General features: G+C 71.4%; 14 protein-coding genes. 13 read left to right on the top strand and 1 reads right to left on the bottom strand.

The window, feature by feature from the left end; all coding sequences use genetic code 11:
• The first annotated feature begins 37 nt into the window (after positions 1-37).
• Together AB0K14_RS24200 and AB0K14_RS24195 are read left to right on the top strand one after the other, a co-directional pair.
• Positions 38-937, top strand: a complete 900-nt coding sequence (locus AB0K14_RS24200; RefSeq protein ID WP_360458858.1) for a diiron oxygenase — start codon at positions 38-40, stop codon at positions 935-937.
• Positions 934-1,815 carry an alpha/beta hydrolase gene (locus AB0K14_RS24195; protein WP_360458860.1) on the top strand — a complete coding sequence of 294 codons (882 nt, stop codon included), beginning with the start codon at positions 934-936 and terminating at the stop codon, positions 1,813-1,815. The genes AB0K14_RS24200 and AB0K14_RS24195 overlap by 4 nt, the downstream gene beginning before the upstream one ends.
• A gap of 352 nt (positions 1,816-2,167) precedes the next feature.
• Here the strand turns inward: AB0K14_RS24195 and AB0K14_RS24190 are convergent, their stop codons facing one another.
• Positions 2,168-2,815, bottom strand: a complete 648-nt coding sequence (locus AB0K14_RS24190; protein WP_077008058.1) for a TetR/AcrR family transcriptional regulator — start codon at positions 2,813-2,815, stop codon at positions 2,168-2,170.
• Positions 2,816-2,954: 139 nt separating this feature from the next.
• On the opposite strand from AB0K14_RS24190, the gene AB0K14_RS24185 reads away from it, so the two are divergent.
• From AB0K14_RS24185 to AB0K14_RS24135, 11 genes are all read left to right on the top strand, one after another.
• Complete coding sequence (locus tag AB0K14_RS24185) at positions 2,955-3,938, top strand: alpha/beta hydrolase (protein ID WP_360458862.1); 984 nt, start codon at positions 2,955-2,957, stop codon at positions 3,936-3,938.
• 55 nt (positions 3,939-3,993) lie between these two features.
• Positions 3,994-5,031 carry a DUF3152 domain-containing protein gene (locus AB0K14_RS24180; protein WP_360458864.1) on the top strand — a complete coding sequence of 346 codons (1,038 nt, stop codon included), beginning with the start codon at positions 3,994-3,996 and terminating at the stop codon, positions 5,029-5,031.
• A 104-nt stretch (positions 5,032-5,135) separates the two neighbouring features.
• Positions 5,136-6,308: an adenylyltransferase/sulfurtransferase MoeZ gene (gene moeZ / locus AB0K14_RS24175; RefSeq protein WP_360458866.1), complete on the top strand. Its 1,173-nt coding sequence runs from the start codon at positions 5,136-5,138 to the stop codon at positions 6,306-6,308.
• A 247-nt stretch (positions 6,309-6,555) separates the two neighbouring features.
• Positions 6,556-7,350 carry a TIGR02569 family protein gene (locus AB0K14_RS24170; RefSeq protein WP_360458868.1) on the top strand — a complete coding sequence of 265 codons (795 nt, stop codon included), beginning with the start codon at positions 6,556-6,558 and terminating at the stop codon, positions 7,348-7,350.
• Between the two features lie 152 nt (positions 7,351-7,502).
• Positions 7,503-9,476, top strand: coding sequence for a molybdopterin-dependent oxidoreductase (locus AB0K14_RS24165; protein ID WP_360458954.1), 1,974 nt, complete (start codon positions 7,503-7,505; stop codon positions 9,474-9,476).
• Positions 9,473-10,915: an FAD-dependent oxidoreductase gene (locus AB0K14_RS24160; protein ID WP_360458870.1), complete on the top strand. Its 1,443-nt coding sequence runs from the start codon at positions 9,473-9,475 to the stop codon at positions 10,913-10,915. The genes AB0K14_RS24165 and AB0K14_RS24160 overlap by 4 nt, the downstream gene beginning before the upstream one ends.
• 100 nt (positions 10,916-11,015) lie before the next feature.
• Positions 11,016-12,368 carry a nitrate/nitrite transporter gene (locus AB0K14_RS24155; protein WP_360458872.1) on the top strand — a complete coding sequence of 451 codons (1,353 nt, stop codon included), beginning with the start codon at positions 11,016-11,018 and terminating at the stop codon, positions 12,366-12,368.
• Positions 12,369-12,488: 120 nt separating this feature from the next.
• A complete protein-coding gene (nirB, locus tag AB0K14_RS24150) occupies positions 12,489-14,993 on the top strand; it encodes a nitrite reductase large subunit NirB (RefSeq protein WP_360458874.1) in 2,505 nt (834 codons plus the stop codon).
• A complete protein-coding gene (gene nirD, locus AB0K14_RS24145) occupies positions 14,990-15,310 on the top strand; it encodes a nitrite reductase small subunit NirD (protein ID WP_360458876.1) in 321 nt (106 codons plus the stop codon). The genes nirB and nirD overlap by 4 nt, the downstream gene beginning before the upstream one ends.
• Complete coding sequence (locus AB0K14_RS24140; protein WP_360458878.1) at positions 15,307-16,422, top strand: uroporphyrinogen-III synthase; 1,116 nt, start codon at positions 15,307-15,309, stop codon at positions 16,420-16,422. Before nirD ends, AB0K14_RS24140 begins: the two co-directional genes overlap by 4 nt.
• Positions 16,419-17,084 carry a sirohydrochlorin chelatase gene (locus tag AB0K14_RS24135; protein ID WP_360458880.1) on the top strand — a complete coding sequence of 222 codons (666 nt, stop codon included), beginning with the start codon at positions 16,419-16,421 and terminating at the stop codon, positions 17,082-17,084. Before AB0K14_RS24140 ends, AB0K14_RS24135 begins: the two co-directional genes overlap by 4 nt.
• The last annotated feature ends 215 nt before the right edge of the window (positions 17,085-17,299 follow it).

The following is a 17,299-nucleotide window of genomic DNA, read 5'->3' as shown; positions in this document are numbered from 1 at the left end:
ACCTCAAGTTACAGATAAATCGACGGGGAGGGACCCGATGACGAGGACCTTGAAGGTCACGGATCGCGAGAAGACCGCCGAGCGTCTGCTCAACTCCTCGGCCGACAAGTTCTACGACCCCGAGGTCGACATCGACTGGTCCGCGCCTCTCGTCGACGGCCTCCGGTACACCCCCGAGCACCGGTGCTCGCTGTACGGCACCGAGCTGTGGGACCGGATGAGCCCGGAGCAGCGCATCGACCTGTCCCGGCACGAGGTCGCCAGCGTGGCGAGCGTCGGCCTGTGGTTCGAGATCCTGCTGATGCAGATGCTGCTCAAGGAGGTCTACCGCTCCGACCCGACGACCAAGCACGCGCAGTACGCGCTGACCGAGGTCGCCGACGAGTGCCGGCACTCCACGATGTTCGCCCGCATGGTCGAGACGATCGGCTGCCCGCCCTACGGCCCCCGCCAGTACACCTACCAGCTGGGCAAGCTGCTGCCGGTGGTCGGCTACGGCCCCGCGCTGTACGGGTCGATCCTGGTCGCCGAGGAGATCCTGGACCGGTTGCAGCGCGAGACGATGGCCGACGAGACCGTGCAGCCGCTGGTGCGCATGGTCAACCGGATCCACGTGCTCGAAGAGGCCAGGCACGTGCGGTTCGCGCGGGAGGAGGTCGTGCGGGGCATGGAGACGTTGACCAAGAAGGAGCTGCCCTACCAGCGGTGGCTGATCGCGACCACGTCCATGTTCATCACCCGGTCGTTGATCAACCCGGACGTGTACGCGGCCGTCGGGTTGGACAAGGACGTGGCGCACAAGGCCGCGCTGGGCAACCCGCACTGGCAGGAGAGCATCCGCTGGTCGGGCGAGCGGATCATGAAGTTCCTGGACGAGGTCGGTCTGGTCGGCAAGCCGGGGATGCGGGCGTGGCGCCGGTCGTTCCTGCTCGGATGAGCGCCCCCTGGCAGGTCGACCAGCGGTTCGTGACCTCGGACGGCACCGCGTTGCACGTGGTGGACAGCGGGCCGTCCGACGCGGGGTCGACGACGGTGCTGCTGCACGGCTGGACGTTGGACCACACGTCGTGGGACGCGGTGGCGGCGGGACTCCCGGGGCGCGTGCTGCGGTACGACCACCGGGGTCACGGCGGCTCCGCGCCCGCGCCGGTCGGGACGGCCACCATCGCGCGGTGCGCGGACGACCTGGCCGAGCTGATCGCGGACCGGGTGCCGACCGGGCGGATCGTGCTGGCGGGTCACTCGATGGGCGGAATGACGATCATGGCGTTGGCCGAGCAGCACCCCTCGCTGCTCGACCGCGTCGCCGGCGTCGTCCTCGTTGCCACCTCTTCGGGTGAACTCGCCGGGTCGACGCTGGGCCTGCCGGGCGCGTTCGGCCGGGCGTTCGTGCTGGGGGAGAGGGCGGTCAACCGCCGGATCGCCCGGTTGCGCCGGGCCGAGCTGCTCAAGCGCACCGGCGTCGCCCGGCCGGGGCTGCGGTGGCTGCTGTTCGGCAAGCGGCCGTCGTGGCGGCACGTCGCGATGACCGCCGCCATGGTCGGCCGGTGCCACCCGGTGAGCATGGTGGGGTTCCGCGACTCGTTGGACTCCCACGACCGGCGCAAGGCGCTGGCCGGGCTGGCGGGGATACCGACGGTGGTGCTGGCGGGCGCCGACGACCGCCTCACACCACTGCGCCACGCCCGCGTGCTGGCCGACGAGCTGCCGCACGCCGAGCTGGTGATCCACCTGGGCGCCGGCCACATGCTGCCCCTGGAACGGGCCGACGAGGTCACCACCCACATCAGGGCAGTCATCAACGGCCGTCGCTGAACAGGCGTCCCCCGCCAAGGGGAGCCCTTGCTTTAACCCTGCCGGCAAGGACCGACAATCTCACGCCACCAAGGCCAACCTGTGGACAACCGCAGACCTACCGCCTCGCCCTGACCCGGACCACCATGCCCTGGCCCGGACCACCATGCCCTGGCCCGGACCACCATGCCCTGGCCCGGACCACCTCGCCCTAACCCGGACCACCACGCCCTGACCCGGACCACCACGCGAGGCCGCGTCGACCGTTCGCGACTCATTTCCCGGCGATCACGCTCTTCGATCGTCGGGAAATCAGGCGCGAACGGTCGACTTCCGGGCGGCATCGCCCCGCCGTCTGCGGAGCAGCGGCAATTCAGTGCTGCAGCGGGAAACCGCCGCCGATGCCCCGCCAGGCCAGGTTCGAGATCAGCGCGATCGCGTCCTCCTTGGCCAGCTTCCGGTCGTCGGCCAGCCACGCGCGTGCCGTGACCTGCGACAACCCCACGAGGCCGACGGCCAGCAGCCGTGCGCGGTGCTCGTCGAGGCCCGCGTCGGCGGTGATGGTGTCGGTGATGGCTTCCACGCTGTCCGTCGTCGCCCGCTCGACGGCGCGCGCCACCGCGGGCTCGCCGCGCAGGTCCGATTCGAACACCATCCGGAACGCCTGGCCCTCGCCGTCCACGAAGTCGTAGAACGCGGCCACCGCGGCCTTCACCCGCTGCTTGTTGTCCGTCGTGGACGCCAGCGCGCCGCGCACGCGGTTCACCAGCTCGTCCACGTGGGACTCCAGCAGCGCCATGTACAGCTCGAGCTTGCCGGGGAAGTGCTGGTAGAGGACGGGTTTGCTCACGCCCGCGCGCTCGGCGATCTCGTCCATCGCGGCGGCGTGGTAGCCGTTGGTCACGAACACGTCCTGCGCCGCGGCCAGCAACTGGGCACGTCGAGCGGTGCGTGGGAGCCGTACACCCCGCCCCGCCGCGCCGCCGTGGTGCCCGACCGCAGTCTGGGCCGTCTCCGTCATGGTGCCTCCAGCCAACCAATCACTTCGCGGAACCTGGAAGGGGGTTGCCCCTCCGGCTCGCCGGCAACCTTACTCGCTGGTAGCAGCGTTCCGGGAAAGCTTCTCGTTTCGTAGGACGCCCGGGAGGCATCCTTGAGTGGTGACCGAGACGCTGGAGGCGCGCAGAACCGCCATCACCCACGTGCCCCTGTCCACCACGCCGCTACCTCCGCTGGACACAACGATCCAGCCGTGGCCTGGTGACTACGTCGAGGTCGGCGGGCACAGCGTGCACGTCCGCCGCACACCGGGACCGGCCGGGTCCGCCGCGGTGTACGTGCACGGCCTCGGCGGCTCGTCGACCAACTGGACCGACCTGGCCGCCCAGCTGCGCGAGCACGTCGACGGGCACGCGCTGGACCTGCCGGGGTTCGGCCGGTCCGAGCCGATCGACGGCTACGACTTCCGGATGGCGACCCACGCGCGGGTGGTCGCCGAGTACATCGAGTCGCTCGGGAGCGGCCCGGTGCACCTGTTCGGCAACTCCATGGGCGGCGCGATCACGCTGATGGTCGCCTCCACCCGGCCCGACCTGGTGCGCACGCTGACCCTGGTCTCGCCCGCCGTGCCGGACCTGCGGCTGAGCCTGCGCCGGGTGTCGGACCGGCGGATGCCGCTGGCGTTCCTGCCGGTCGTGGGCGCGCGTGTGCGGGACCAGCTGGCCGCGTTGACGCCGCACGAGCGCACCAACCAGATGCTGCGGCTGTGCTTCGCCAACCCCCACTCGGTGCCGCCGAACCGGATCGCGCAGAGCGAGGAGGAGTACACCGAGCGGTCCGCGCAGGCGTGGGCGGGCAACGCGCTGAGCCGCAGCACGATCGAGCTGATCCGCACGTGGCTGGTGCCCAGGTCGAGGTCGATGTGGCTGCTGCCGCCGAAGATCGCCGCGCCGACGCTGGTGGTGTGGGGCACCGAGGACCGGCTGGTCAGCGTGCGCAAGGCGCCGCGGGTGGCCCGGCTGATCCCGCGCGGCCGGCTGCTGGTGCTGCCCCGCACCGGGCACGTGGCGCAGATGGAGCGGCCCGCGTCGGTGGCCCGTGCGGTGCTGGGCATGTGGGAGGCGGTCGATCGGCAGGAGTGGTGACGCGGGGGTCACCTGGAATCCGCCATCCGGGTGCGGTTGTGGCACCCTGGTTGGCGTGAACCGGACGTCGCAGGGCGCGCGTGACACGCCGCCGTCCTCTGATGACCGGCCGCCGCTGTCCGAAGACCGCTACCGCCGCGGCACGCGTCGCACCGGCGCGGAGCCGCTGGCCGCGTCCTGGGAACCGGCCGGTCGGCGGCGCCACAAGCGCCGCAGGGGTGTCAAGGGCCTGATCGCGGGGTACGGCTGGCGCATCTACGCCATTCCCGTGCTGCTCGTGCTCACCGCCCTGGTCGTGCTGGACACCGCCGCGCCGTCGACGCTCACGGGCGGCGGCGAGACGAACACCGCCGAACCGGGCGCCGGGCCGTCCGCGCCGCCGACGTCCTCCGGGCCGCCCGAGGCGACCGAGAAGCCGCCGGTCGACATCGACCTGAAGAACTTCCCCACCGCGCAGCTGCCCGAGGGGCCGAAGTTCTCCGAGCAGGGCGCGGGCACGTTCGCCGTGGTGCCGGGTTCCACCCAGCCGGCGGGCACCGGCGGCAAGCTGTACAAGTACGCGATCGCCATCGAGGACGGCGTCGAGCCCGCGGACTACAACGGCGACCGCGAGGCGTTCGCCCGCACGGTGGACGGGATCCTGGCCGACCCTCGCAGCTGGATCGGCACGGGTCAGGTGTCCATGCAGCGCGTCGACGCGGGACCGGTCGACTTCACCGTGAGCTTGACCACCACGAGCACCACGCACGCCATGTGCGGCTACTCGATCCAGTTCGAGTCGTCGTGCTGGCACGACCTGTCCAAGCGGGTGATCATCAACAACGCCCGGTGGGTGCGCGGCGGCAAGGTCTACGGCAGCGACCTCAGCGCGTACCGGACCTACGCGATCAACCACGAGGTCGGCCACGTGCTGAAGAACCCGCACGAGGGCTGCAAGGAGAACGGCAAGGCCGCGCCGGTGATGATGCAGCAGTCGTTCGGGGTGGCCAACGACTACGTCGCCCAGCTCAACTCGGTCGACTCCACCAACCGGTACGCGGTCGAGGCCAACGGCCTGGTCTGCACCCCCAACCCGTTCCCGGTCGCACCGTAGCCCGGGCCGTCCCGAGCCTTGGGACGACTTCCCATCGGGGAAGACGGAGGGGCAGGCTGGTGTTGTCCGTCGGTACAGGACATGTTTCGTCGAGGAGGACTCAGATGGCGCTTCCGCCGCTCGTGGAGCCCGCAGCGGAGCTGACCAAGGAAGAAGTAGCGCGCTACAGCCGCCACCTGATCATCCCGGACGTCGGGGTCGACGGGCAGAAGCGGCTGAAGAACGCGAAGGTCCTGGTCGTCGGGGCAGGCGGCCTGGGCAGCCCGGCCCTGCTCTACCTCGCGGCGGCGGGCGTCGGCACGCTGGGCGTGGTCGACTTCGACGTCGTCGACGAGTCGAACCTCCAGCGGCAGGTGATCCACGGCCAGTCCGACGTCGGCAGGCCGAAGGCCGAGTCGGCGCGCGACTCGGTGGCCGAGATCAACCCGTTCGTGAAGGTGGTGCTGCACCAGACCCACCTGAACTCGGAGAACGCGCTCGACATCTTCCGCGACTACGACCTGATCCTGGACGGCACGGACAACTTCGCCACCAGGTACCTGGTGAACGACGCGGCGGTGCTGCTGGGCAAGCCGTACGTGTGGGGCTCGATCTACCGGTTCGAGGGCCAGGTCAGCGTCTTCTGGGAGGACGCGCCGAACGGCCAGGGCCTGAACTACCGCGACCTCTACCCCGAGCCGCCGCCGCCCGGCATGGTGCCGTCGTGCGCCGAGGGCGGCGTGCTGGGCGTGCTGTGCGCGTCGATCGGCTCGGTCATGGTGACCGAGGCGATCAAGCTGCTGACCGGCATCGGCGACCCGCTGCTCGGCCGGCTCATGGTCTACGACGCCCTGGAGATGTCCTACCGGACCATCAAGATCCGCAAGGACCCGGAGAGCCCGAAGATCACCGAGCTGATCGACTACGAGGCGTTCTGCGGTGTGGTGTCCGACGACGCCCAGCAGGCCGCGGCGGGCAACACGATCACGCCGCTGGAGCTGAAGCAGAAGCAGGACAGCGGTGAGGACTTCCTGCTGGTGGACGTCCGCGAGCCGCACGAGTACGAGATCGTGAAGATCCCGGGCTCGGTGCTGATCCCGAAGGACCGCATCCTGTCGGGCGCGGCGTTCGCGGAGCTGCCGCAGGACAAGCAGGTGGTGCTGCACTGCAAGTCCGGCGCGCGTTCGGCGGAGGCGCTGGCCGTGCTGCACCAGGCCGGCTTCAAGGACGCCGTGCACGTGGGCGGTGGCGTGCTCGCGTGGGCCCGCGAGGTCGACCCCTCGCTGCCGACGTACTGATCGCCGCCGACCGGCCGACGCTCCGCAGGGGTCCCCGCCAAGGGGACCCCTGCTGTGATTTTGCCAGGTGGGACCGACGGCGCGTGGTGTGCGGGCACGGGCCTGTGGACAACCGCGTGTCATCGGTCACATCCAGCGCATTCCCGCTGAGACCGCAATAATGCGGTTACGCCGAATGCGTGGACACCGCGTGTTCGAACCCCTCACGTCCACCAACGCGAGCCCCGCTCCAGGTAGCGTGCCGGCCGTGACCACTCCGGAGCCGCCACCGTCGCACGTGCGCGCCGCGTTCGGCGCGCGGGACGCCGAGCCGGAGTTGATCGACGGCGGTCCGGTGTGGCGGTGCGGCGACGCGGCCATCCGGCCCGCGGGCAAGCCCGCCGAGGCCACCTGGGTGGCCAAGACCCTCGACGCGCTGGACGTCGACCACCTGCGCGTGGCCCGTCCCCTGCGTTCCACCGACGGCCGGTACGTCGTCGGCGGCTGGGCGGCGACCAAGTACCTGTCCGGCCGGGCCGAGCCCCGGCACGACGAGGTCGTGGACGTCGCCGTCAAGCTCCACCGGGCGACCGCCGAGCTGGCCAAGCCGCGGTTCCTGGACGCGCGCGCCGACCTGTTCGCCACGGCCGACCGCTGCGCGTGGGACGAGGAGAAGGCCGACCTCGACCCCGACCTGGGCGGCCGGTTGTTCGAGCAGTGCGCGGCCTACCGCAAGCCGGTCGCGCTCAAGCCCCAGGTGGTGCACGGCGACCTGTTCGGCAACGTGCTGTTCGCGGGTGACGCGGCCCCGGCGATCATCGACTTCGTCGCCTACTGGCGGCCCGCGTCGTACGGCGCGGCGGTCGTCGTGGTCGACGCGCTGTCCTGGGGTGGCGCGGATCACGGTCTGGTCCAGCGCTGGACCCACTTGGACGAGTGGCCGCAAATCCTCCTGCGCGCGACCCTGTTCCGCCTCGCGGTCCACGCCCTGCACCCCCGATCGGGCAGACAATCTCTGGTCGGGCTCGAGCGAACGGCCGCACAGGTCGTCGAGCTGCTGTGACCTCACCCTCATCGCGGGGATGCTGAGCAGGCAAGTTCGCGTGGACGAAACAATCCACGTTCTGTCGTTAACAGCTGCTTCTTACCGTCGGGCTCGTGACCGCCTCCGCGAGCATCGACACGCACTGCCCGTACTGCGCCCTGCAGTGCGCGATGTCCATCGACAACGGCAAGGTGTCGCCGCGCGAGTTCCCGACCAACCGCGGCGGCCTGTGCCAGAAGGGCTGGACGTCGGCCGAGCTGCTGACCTCGCCGGCCCGGTTGACCACGCCGCTGGTGCGCCGTGACGGCGAGCTGACCCCGGCGACCTGGGACGAGGCGCTCGACCTCGTCGCCGACAAGCTCGGGCAGCTCCGGCAGGCCCACGGGCCGGACTCGGTCGGCGTGTTCGGCGGCGGTGGGCTGACCAACGAGAAGTCCTACCTGCTCGGCAAGTTCGCCCGGGTCGCGCTGGGCACCTCCCAGATCGACTACAACGGCCGGTTCTGCATGTCGAGCGCCGCCGCCGCGGGCATGAAGGCGTTCGGGCTGGACCGCGGCATGCCGTTCCCGGTCACCGACCTCGACCGCGCGGACGCGATCCTGCTGGTCGGCGGCAACCCGGCGGAGACCATGCCGCCGTTCGTGCAGCACCTCAAGAACGCCGAGCTGATCGTCATCGACCCCCGGCGCACGCCCACCGCCGAACTGGCCACCCTGCACCTGCAACCGGCGCCCGGCACGGACCTGGCGCTGGCCCTCGGCCTGCTGCACACCGCCGTGGCCGACGGCCACCTGGACCGGGAGTACCTGGCCGAGCGCACCACCGGCTTCGACGACGCCTGGCGCATCGCCGCCACGTGGTGGCCCGAACGGGTCGAGCGGGTCACCGGCGTGCCGGTCGCCGACCAGCGCGCGGCGGTGCGGATCCTGGCCGAGGCGGCCAACGCCTACATCCTCACCGGGCGCGGCACCGAGCAGCACGCCAGCGGCGCGGACACCGTGTCGGCGTGGATCAACCTGGCGCTGGCGCTCGGCCTGCCCGGCACCAAGTACTCCGGCTACGGCTGCCTGACCGGCCAGGGCAACGGCCAGGGCGGGCGCGAGCACGGGCAGAAGGCCGACCAGCTCCCCGGCTACCGCAAGATCGACGACCCCGCGGCCCGCGAGCACATCATGAACGTCTGGGGCGTGGACGACCTGCCCGGACCCGGCCGTTCGGCCTACGAGCTCCTCGACGCGCTCGGGCAGCCGGACGGCCCGAAGGCGCTGCTGGTGTTCGGCAGCAACGTCATCGTCTCCGCGCCGAGCTCCCAGCACGTCGCCGACCGGCTCGCCGCGCTGGACCTGCTGGTCGTGTGCGACCTGGTGCTGTCGGAGACGGCCGCGGTCGCCGACGTCGTGCTGCCGATCACGCAGTGGGCCGAGGAGAGCGGCACGATGACCAACCTCGAAGGCCGCATCCTGCTGCGCCAGGTGGCCGTGGCGGCGCCCGAGGGCGTGCGCAGCGACCTGGACGTGCTGCGCGGCCTGGCCACGCGCCTCGGCCAGCCCGCCGAGCGGTTCCCCACCGACCCGGAGACGGTGTTCGAGGAGCTGCGGCTGGCGTCGAAGGGCGGCACGGCCGACTACTCGGGCGTCACCTACGAGCGCCTGCGGCAGGGCGAGGCGCTGCACTGGCCGGTCGTGCAGGAGAGCACCCCGCGCAACTTCCTGGACCGCTTCGCCCACCCCGACGGCCTGGCCAGGTTCATCCCGGTCGAGCACCGGGGACCGGTCGAGATGCCCGACGCCGAGTACCCGTTGCAGGCCACCACCGGCCGGGTGTTGCAGCACTACCAGTCCGGGGCGCAGACCCGGCTGGTGGCCGAGCTGAACCGGGCCGAGCCCGAGGCGTACGTGGAGGTCCACCCGGACACCGCGACCAGGGCGGGCCTGGGCAACGGCGCGATGGCGGCCGTGGTGTCGCGACGCGGCCGGACCGTGGCGCGGGTGCGCTGCGTGCCGTCCATGCGCATCGACGTCGTGTTCCTGCCGTTCCACTACGCCGGCGACGGCCGGGCCAACCTGCTGACCAACCCGGTGCTGGACCCGACCAGCCGGATGCCCGAGTTCAAGGTGTGCGCGGTCCGATTGGAGTCGGTATGAGGAACGTTGTCATCGTGGGCTACGGCATGGCCGGCGCCCGGCTGGCCGACGAGATCCGCCGCCGCGACCCGAAGGCCGAACGGGTCTCGCTGACCGTGCTGGGCGACGAGTCGCACCCCGCGTACAACCGGGTGCTGCTGTCCAGCGTGGTCGCCGGGTCGCTGACGCCCGAGGCGGTGCGGCTGCACGACCCGGACTGGGCCGCCAAGCACCACGTGGACCTGCGGTTGGGCGGCACGGTCACCAAGATCGACCGGACCCGCCGCGTCGTGCACGTGGACGACACCGAGGTGCCCTACGACGCGTTGGTGCTGGCCACCGGCGCGCGGTCGTGGGTGCCGCCGACGCCCGGCCTGCTCGACGGCAACGGCGCCCTGGCGCCCGGCGCGGTGGCGTTCCGCTCGCTGGACGACTGCGCCCGGATCGTGGAGAAGGCCTCGCCCGGCACGCCGGTCGCGGTGCTCGGCGGCGGGCTGCTCGGGCTGGAGGCCGCCCGCGGCCTGGCCGGGCGGGGCTGCCTGGTCACCGTCGTCCACCCGGTCGGGCACCTGATGGAGCGGCAGCTCGACGCGGGCGCGGGCCGGGTGCTGGCCACCACGCTGAACGGGCTGGGCATCGAGTTCCGGCTCGGCGTGCTGGCCACGAAGTACGTGCCCGGCGACGGGCTGGAGCTCGACGACGGCACGCACGTGCCCGCCGACCTGGTCGTCGTCTCGGCCGGCGTGCGCGCGGAGACCGGCCTGGCCGAGCAGGCGGGCATCGAGGTCGACCGGGGCATCCTGGTGGACGACGCGCTGCGCACCAGCGACCCCAGGGTGCACGCCATCGGCGACTGCGCCCAGCACGTCGGCACGGTGTCGGGCCTGGTGCAGCCCGCGTGGGAGCAGGCGGCCGTGCTGGCCGACCGGCTCACCGGCGTCGCGCCGGCCGCCCGGTACGCCGGCACCACCGTGGTGACCAGGCTCAAGGCCCGTGACGTCGACCTGGCCGCGTTGGGCGACGTGCACGTGCCCGTCGACTCGGTCGACGACGAGGTGCTGTGCTTCCAGGACCCCGCGCGCGGCCGCTACGCCAAGCTGGTGCTGCGCGACGACAAGGTCACCGGCGCGATCGTGCTGGGCGCCCCGGACGCGGCCGCCGCCATCACCCAGCTGTTCGACCGCGGCCTGCCCGCGCCCACCGACCGGCTCGCGCTGCTGCTGGGCCGCGCGCTGCCCGCCGAGAACGAGGCGAGCCCCGCCGACCTGCCCGCGGCCGCGGTGGTGTGCCGGTGCAACACGGTCAGCAAGGGCCAGCTGGTCAGCGCCTGGCGCGGGGGTGCGACGACGTTGTCCGCGATCGCGGAGGTCACCCGCGCGAGCACGGGCTGTGGCGGCTGCAAGGACGCGGTGTGCGGGATCGTCGACTGGCTCGCGGCCTCACAGCCCCAGTCCGCTTGATGTGCGCGGGAGTTGCCGCCGACGACACCTGTCCGAACGTCGGGGTAACGGACCGTTTCTACGGTTCCCACAACGGGATAACGGTGTGCGGGAGGGTCCGATGAGCACGGTGATGGAAACCCAGAGCGTTGCGCCGCAGGCGAAACGCGGTGGTCGGTGGATCGAGCACTGGGAGCCGGAGGACCCGTCGTTCTGGGAGACCACCGGCAAGAAGGTGGCGCGCAAGAATCTCGTCTTCTCCATCCTGGCGGAGAACCTGGGCTTCACGGTGTGGAGCCTGATGAGCATCGTCGTCGTGAGCCTCGGGACGGTCGGCTTCAGCTTCACCGTCGGCCAGACGTTCTGGCTGCTGATCGTGCCGAACCTGGTCGGCGCGGTGCTGCGCATCCCCTACACGTTTGCGGTGCCCAGGTTCGGCGGCCGGGCGTGGACCACGATCAGCGCGGGCCTGCTGCTGATCCCCACCACGATGCTGATCATCGCGGTGACGAACCCGGGCACGCCGTACTGGTTCTTCCTGCTCACGTCGGCCGCGATGGGCTTCGGCGGCGGCAACTTCTCGTCCTCGATGGCGAACATCTCGTTCTTCTACCCCGAGGGCAAGAAGGGCCTGGCGCTCGGCCTCAACGCGGCGGGCGGCAACCTCGGCGTGGCCATGGTGCAGCTGGTCGTGCCGATCGTCATCTCGCTGGGCACCGGCATCAACCTGGCCTACGCGGCGCTGTTCTGGATGCCGTTCATCGTCATCGCCTCGGCGTGCGCGTGGTTCCTCATGGACAGCCTCACCCAGGCCAAGCCGGACGGCTCGTCGTACAAGAAGGCGATGTCGAACAAGCACACGTGGGTGATGTCGTTCCTGTACATCGGCACGTTCGGCTCGTTCATCGGCTTCTCGTTCGCGTTCCCGTCGCTGATCAAGCTGAGCTTCGTGGAGTTCAAGAGCTTCGTCGCGCTGGCCTTCCTCGGCGCCCTCATCGGCTCGGTGAGCAGGCCGTTCGGCGGGTGGCTGTCCGACCGGTTCGGCGGCGCGCGGATCACCATCGCGGTGTTCCTCGGCCTGGCCGTCGGCACGGTCGGCCTGCTGATCAGCATCGAGATCCGCAGCTTCGCGCTGTTCTTCGGCGCGTTCATCGCCCTGTTCGTGCTGGCGGGCGTCGGCAACGGCTCGACCTACCGGATGATCCCGGCGATCTTCGCCGCGCAGACGGAGGACGTGCGCTCGGCCAAGCGGCAGGCCGCCGCCGTGGTCGGCATCGCGGGCGCGATCGGCGCGTTCGGCGGAGTGCTGGTGAACCTCGTGTTCAAGTTCTCGCTCGAAGGGAGCAAGACGCTCGCGCCGGCGCTCACCGCGTTCCTGGTCTTCTACGGCCTGTGCATGGCCACGACCTGGTGGTTTTACATGCGGCGCCGCGTCTTCGCGCGCGTGCCGAGCCTGGCCTACGCCGGCGTGTGACGCACACAACGCTCTGAAGTGCGGCGTGAGGCTGCTTTAACGCCTGCGCAACATTCGCGACCTTGGCACGACACGGTGCCCGGTGAGCATTGACCCCGGGCAGAAGAAGGGATTGGTCCCATGACGCGAACGCTCGTAGTGGTCGGTCACGGCATGGTCGGTCACCGGCTCGTGGAGGCCCTCCGCGAGAAGGACGTCACCGGCCAGTGGCGGATCGTCGTGTTCGCCGAGGAGACCCGCCCCGCTTACGACCGGGTCGCGCTCTCGTCCTACGTGGACAACTGGGACGCTGAGTCGCTCAGCCTCGCGCCGCACCGCGACGACGCCGTGGAGCTGCACCTGAACGACCAGGTGGTGCACATCGACCGGGACAACAAGGTCGTGCGCACCACGAGCGGCCGGGCGCAGCCCTACGACGCGCTGGTCCTGGCCACCGGCTCGGTGCCGTTCGTGCCGCCCGTGCCGGGCCGCGACCTGCCGGGGTGCCACGTCTACCGCACCATCGACGACCTGGACGGCATCCGCGCCACGGTCGAGTCGGCGCGCAGCGTCGGCCGGCACGCGGGCATGGTGCTCGGCGGCGGCCTGCTCGGCCTGGAGGCGGCGAACGCGCTGCGCGGCATGGGCATCTCGCCGCACGTGGTCGAACTGGGGCCGCGGCTGATGCCGCTGCAGGTGGACGAGGGTGGCGGCGGCCTGCTCAAGCGCCTGGTGGAGAAGCTGGACCTGACCGTGCACACTGGCACGTCCGCGTCCTCCATCGAGCAGGACGGCGAGCGGCTCATCGCCAAGCTGTCCAACGGTGTCGAGCTGGACCTCGACGTGGTGGTGTTCTCGGCGGGCATCCGGCCGCGCGACGAGCTGGCCCGCTCGTTCGGCCTCACCGTCGGCGAGCGCGGCGGCATCATCGTCGACAAGGCGTGCCGCACCTCCGACCAGGACATCTACGCCATCGGCGAGTGCGCCAACCTCGACGGCATGGTCTACGGGCTCGTCGCGCCCGGCTACTCCATGGCCGAGGTGGTCGCCGACCGCCTGCTCGGCGGCACCGCGGAGTTCCCCGGCGCGGACATGTCCACCAAGCTCAAGCTCCTCGGCGTGGACGTCGCCTCGTTCGGCGACGCGCACGCCAAGCAGGAGGGCGCGCTGGAGGTCGTCGTCAACGACGCCGTCGCGGGCACCTACGCCAAGGTCGTGGTGTCCGACGACGCGAAGACCCTGCTCGGCGGCATCCTCGTCGGCGACGCGTCCAAGTACATGTCGCTGCGGCCCCTGGTCGGCAGGCCACTGCCCGGCGACCCGGTCGCGCTGATCGGACCGGAGGGCGGCGTCGAGCTGACCCTGCCGCACGACGCGCAGGTGTGCTCGTGCCACGCGGTCACCAAGCAGCACATCGTGGACGTGGTCAACTCGGGCGAGGCCGTCGACGTGCCGGGCATCAAGGCCTGCACCAAGGCGGGCACCGGCTGCGGCTCGTGCGTGCCGATGCTGAAGAAGCTGCTGTCCGAGTGCGGCATCGAGCAGTCCCGCGCGCTGTGCGAGCACTTCGACCACTCGCGCGCCGACCTGTTCGAGATCGTCCGCTCCACCGGCATCACCACGTTCACCGAGCTGATCACCCGGCACGGCCGCGGCCTCGGCTGCGACATCTGCAAGCCCGCCGTCGCCTCGATCCTCGCGTCGCTGGACAACGGGCACGTCCTGGAGGGCGAGCAGGCCACCCTCCAGGACACCAACGACCGCTTCCTGGCCAACATGCAGCGCAACGGCACCTACTCGGTCGTGCCGCGCATCCCCGGCGGTGAGATCACGCCGGAGAAGCTGATCGTCATCGGCGAGGTCGCCCGCGACTTCGGCCTCTACACCAAGATCACCGGCGGGCAGCGGATCGACCTGTTCGGCGCGACCGTGGACCAGCTGCCGCAGATCTGGAAGCGCCTGGTGGACGCCGGGTTCGAGTCCGGGCACGCCTACGGCAAGGCGCTGCGCACGGTGAAGTCGTGCGTCGGCACCACGTGGTGCCGCTACGGCGTGCAGGACTCCGTGTCGCTGGCCATCGAGCTGGAGCTGCGCTACCGCGGCCTGCGGTCGCCGCACAAGCTCAAGTCCGCCGTGTCCGGCTGCGCGCGCGAGTGCGCGGAGGCGCGGGGCAAGGACTTCGGCATCATCGCCACCGAGAACGGCTGGAACCTCTACGTCGGCGGCAACGGCGGCTTCACCCCGCGCCACGCCGACCTCATCGCGTCCGACGTGGACACCGAGACCCTGATCAAGCTGATCGACCGGTTCCTGATGTTCTACATCCGCACGGCGGACCGGTTGCAGCGCACCTCGACCTGGATCGAGTCGCTGGAAGGCGGCCTGGACCACCTGCGTGACGTCATCGTGAACGACAGCCTCGGCATCTGCGCCGACCTGGAGGCCGCGATGGCCAAGCACGTGGACAACTACGCCGACGAGTGGCGCGGCGTGCTGGAGGACCCGGAGAAGCTGTCCCGCTTCACCTCGTTCGTCAACGCGCCCGGCACGCCAGACCCGACGATCTCGTTCCGCGAGGAGCGCGGCCAGAAGGTGCCGGTCCTGTTGGGCGTTCCCAGTGTCGGCCAGGCGGAGGTTTCCCGATGACACCTGTGTGCGAGTTGAGCGCTCTTCGGCCCGACCAGGGGGTGGCGGCCCTGCTGCCCGACGGTTCCCAGGTGGCGGTGTTCCTGACCGCGGCGGGGACGGTGCACGCGCTGGGCAACATCGACCCGTTCAGCGGTGCGGCGGTGATGTCGCGCGGCATCGTCGGCGACCGCGGCGGCGTGCCGGTGGTCGTGTCGCCGGTCTACAAGCAGGCGTTCGAGCTGTCCACCGGCAAGTGCCTGGACGACCCCTTGACGGGTGTGCCGGTGCACCCGGTCGCCGTGCGCGACGGCATCATCCAGGTCGGGTCACCGTGACCGCCGCCCCGCTGGCCGGGTACACGGTCGGTGTGACCGCCGCCCGGCGGGCCGACGAGCTCTCGGCTCTGCTGGAGCGCAAGGGCGCGGCCGTGCTGCACGGTCCCGCCATCCGGATCGTGCCGCTGCCCGACGACGCGGAGCTGCTGGCCGCGACGCGGACCGTGGTGGAACAACCGGTGGACTTCGCCGTGGCGACCACCGGCATCGGCTTCCGCGGCTGGGTCGAGGCCGCCGAGGGCTGGGGGTTGGGCGCGCGGCTGCTGTCCCGGTTGTCCGGGGCGCGGGTGCTCGCCAGGGGGCCGAAGGCGCGGGGCGCGGTGCGCGCGGCCGGGTTGGTGGAGGCGTGGTCACCGGACGGGGAGAGCAACGCGGAGTTGCTCGACCACCTGCTGCGGACCGGTGTGTCGGGTCAGCGCATCGCGGTGCAGCTGCACGGCGAGCCGTTGCCGGAGTTCACGTCGACGTTGCGCGCGGCGGGTGCCGAGGTCGTGGAGGTCCCCGTCTACCGCTGGACCGGCCCGTCCGACCCCGCGCCCCTGGAACGGCTGCTGGAGGCCGTGCTGGCGGGGCAGGTGGACGCGCTGACGTTCACCAGCGCCCCTGCCGCGGCGTCCGTGCTGCGGGTCGCGGAGGCGATGGGCAAGCTGGCCGAGCTGATCGCGCTGCTGCAACGGGAGGTGCTGGTGGTGGGTGTCGGTTCGATCACCGCCGGACCGCTGGTGGCGGCGGGCATCCCGGTGGTGCAGCCCGCCCGGGCCCGCATCGGCGCGCTGGCGCGCGAGCTGACCCTCGAACTGCCCGCCAGGGCGACCCGGCTGCGGATCGCGGCCCGCGACATCGAACTGCGCGGCCAGGCCGTGGTGGTGGACGGCGAGCTGCGCCCCGTCCCGCCGGCGCCGATGGCCGTGCTGCGCGTGCTGGCCGCCGCACGGGGCCGGGTGGTGTCCCGGCGCGACCTGCTGGCGGCGCTGCCCAGCGGTGGTGAGGAGCACGCCGTGGAAACCGCGATCGGCCGGCTGCGCACGGCGTTGGGCGAGCCTCGGATGGTCGCCACCGTCGTCAAGCGCGGCTACCGCCTGGCCATGGACCCCGCCGGAGTGGCTGTATGACCCTGGTTCTCGTCGCGCACGGCACCCGTGACCCCGCTGGGGCGGTCGTCGTCGAAGAAATCGCGTCCCTCGTCCGCGCCCGCCTGGGTGGTGTGCCGGTGCGCGTCGCCTATGCCGACGTGCGCCAACCGGACGTCACGTCGGTGCTGTCGTCCGTGTCCGGCCCGGCCGTCGTCGTCCCCGCCTTCCTCGCCGCCGGGTACCACGTGCGGGTGGACATCCCGGCGCAGGTGGAGGCCTCCGGGCACCCCGACACGGTGATCACCGACCCGATCGGCCCGGCGCTGCTGCCCGCCCTGCTGGCACGCCTGACCGAAGCCGGCTGGACGCCGGGCGACTCGGTCGTGCTGGCGGCGGCGGGGTCGTCGGACGCCCGTGCCCTGGCCGACGTGCGTGCCATCGCCACCGCCCTGTCCCGCCGGGTGGGGCCGGTGACCATCGGGTACGCCGCCACCGCCGAACCGCGCATCACCGACGTGGTCGCCTCCGCCGCCGGCCGCGTGGCCGTCGCCTCGTGGCTGCTGGCCCCCGGCCTGTTCCACCAGGTCGTGGCCTCCTCGGGCGCGGCCGTCGTGGCCGCTCCGATCGGCGCCCACCTGCGCGTCGTGGAAGCCGTCCTCCTGCGCTACTACGAGGCCCGCTGCTTCCAAGACGTCGCCTGACCAGCGAGTCGAACCTCCAACCCCCGCGAGTCCTACCTCCAGAACGCGCGTGTCCTACGTTCAGAACGCGCGTGTCCTACGTTCAGAACGCGCGTGTCCTACGTTCGCGTACCCCGAGTTCAACGCTCAGGTCCGGGCGGCGGGCGATCGCGAGGACGGAATAGTTGAGGCTTCAACTAGGTTGACGCGGGTGAGACCGCCGCACCAGGGCGGTC

This window comes from Actinosynnema sp. NPDC050801, from assembly GCF_040673975.1.
Taxonomy (GTDB): domain Bacteria; phylum Actinomycetota; class Actinomycetes; order Mycobacteriales; family Pseudonocardiaceae; genus Actinosynnema.
The sequence above is the reverse complement of the archived record's forward strand: the minus strand, read 5'-3'. Positions and strand labels throughout refer to the sequence as shown.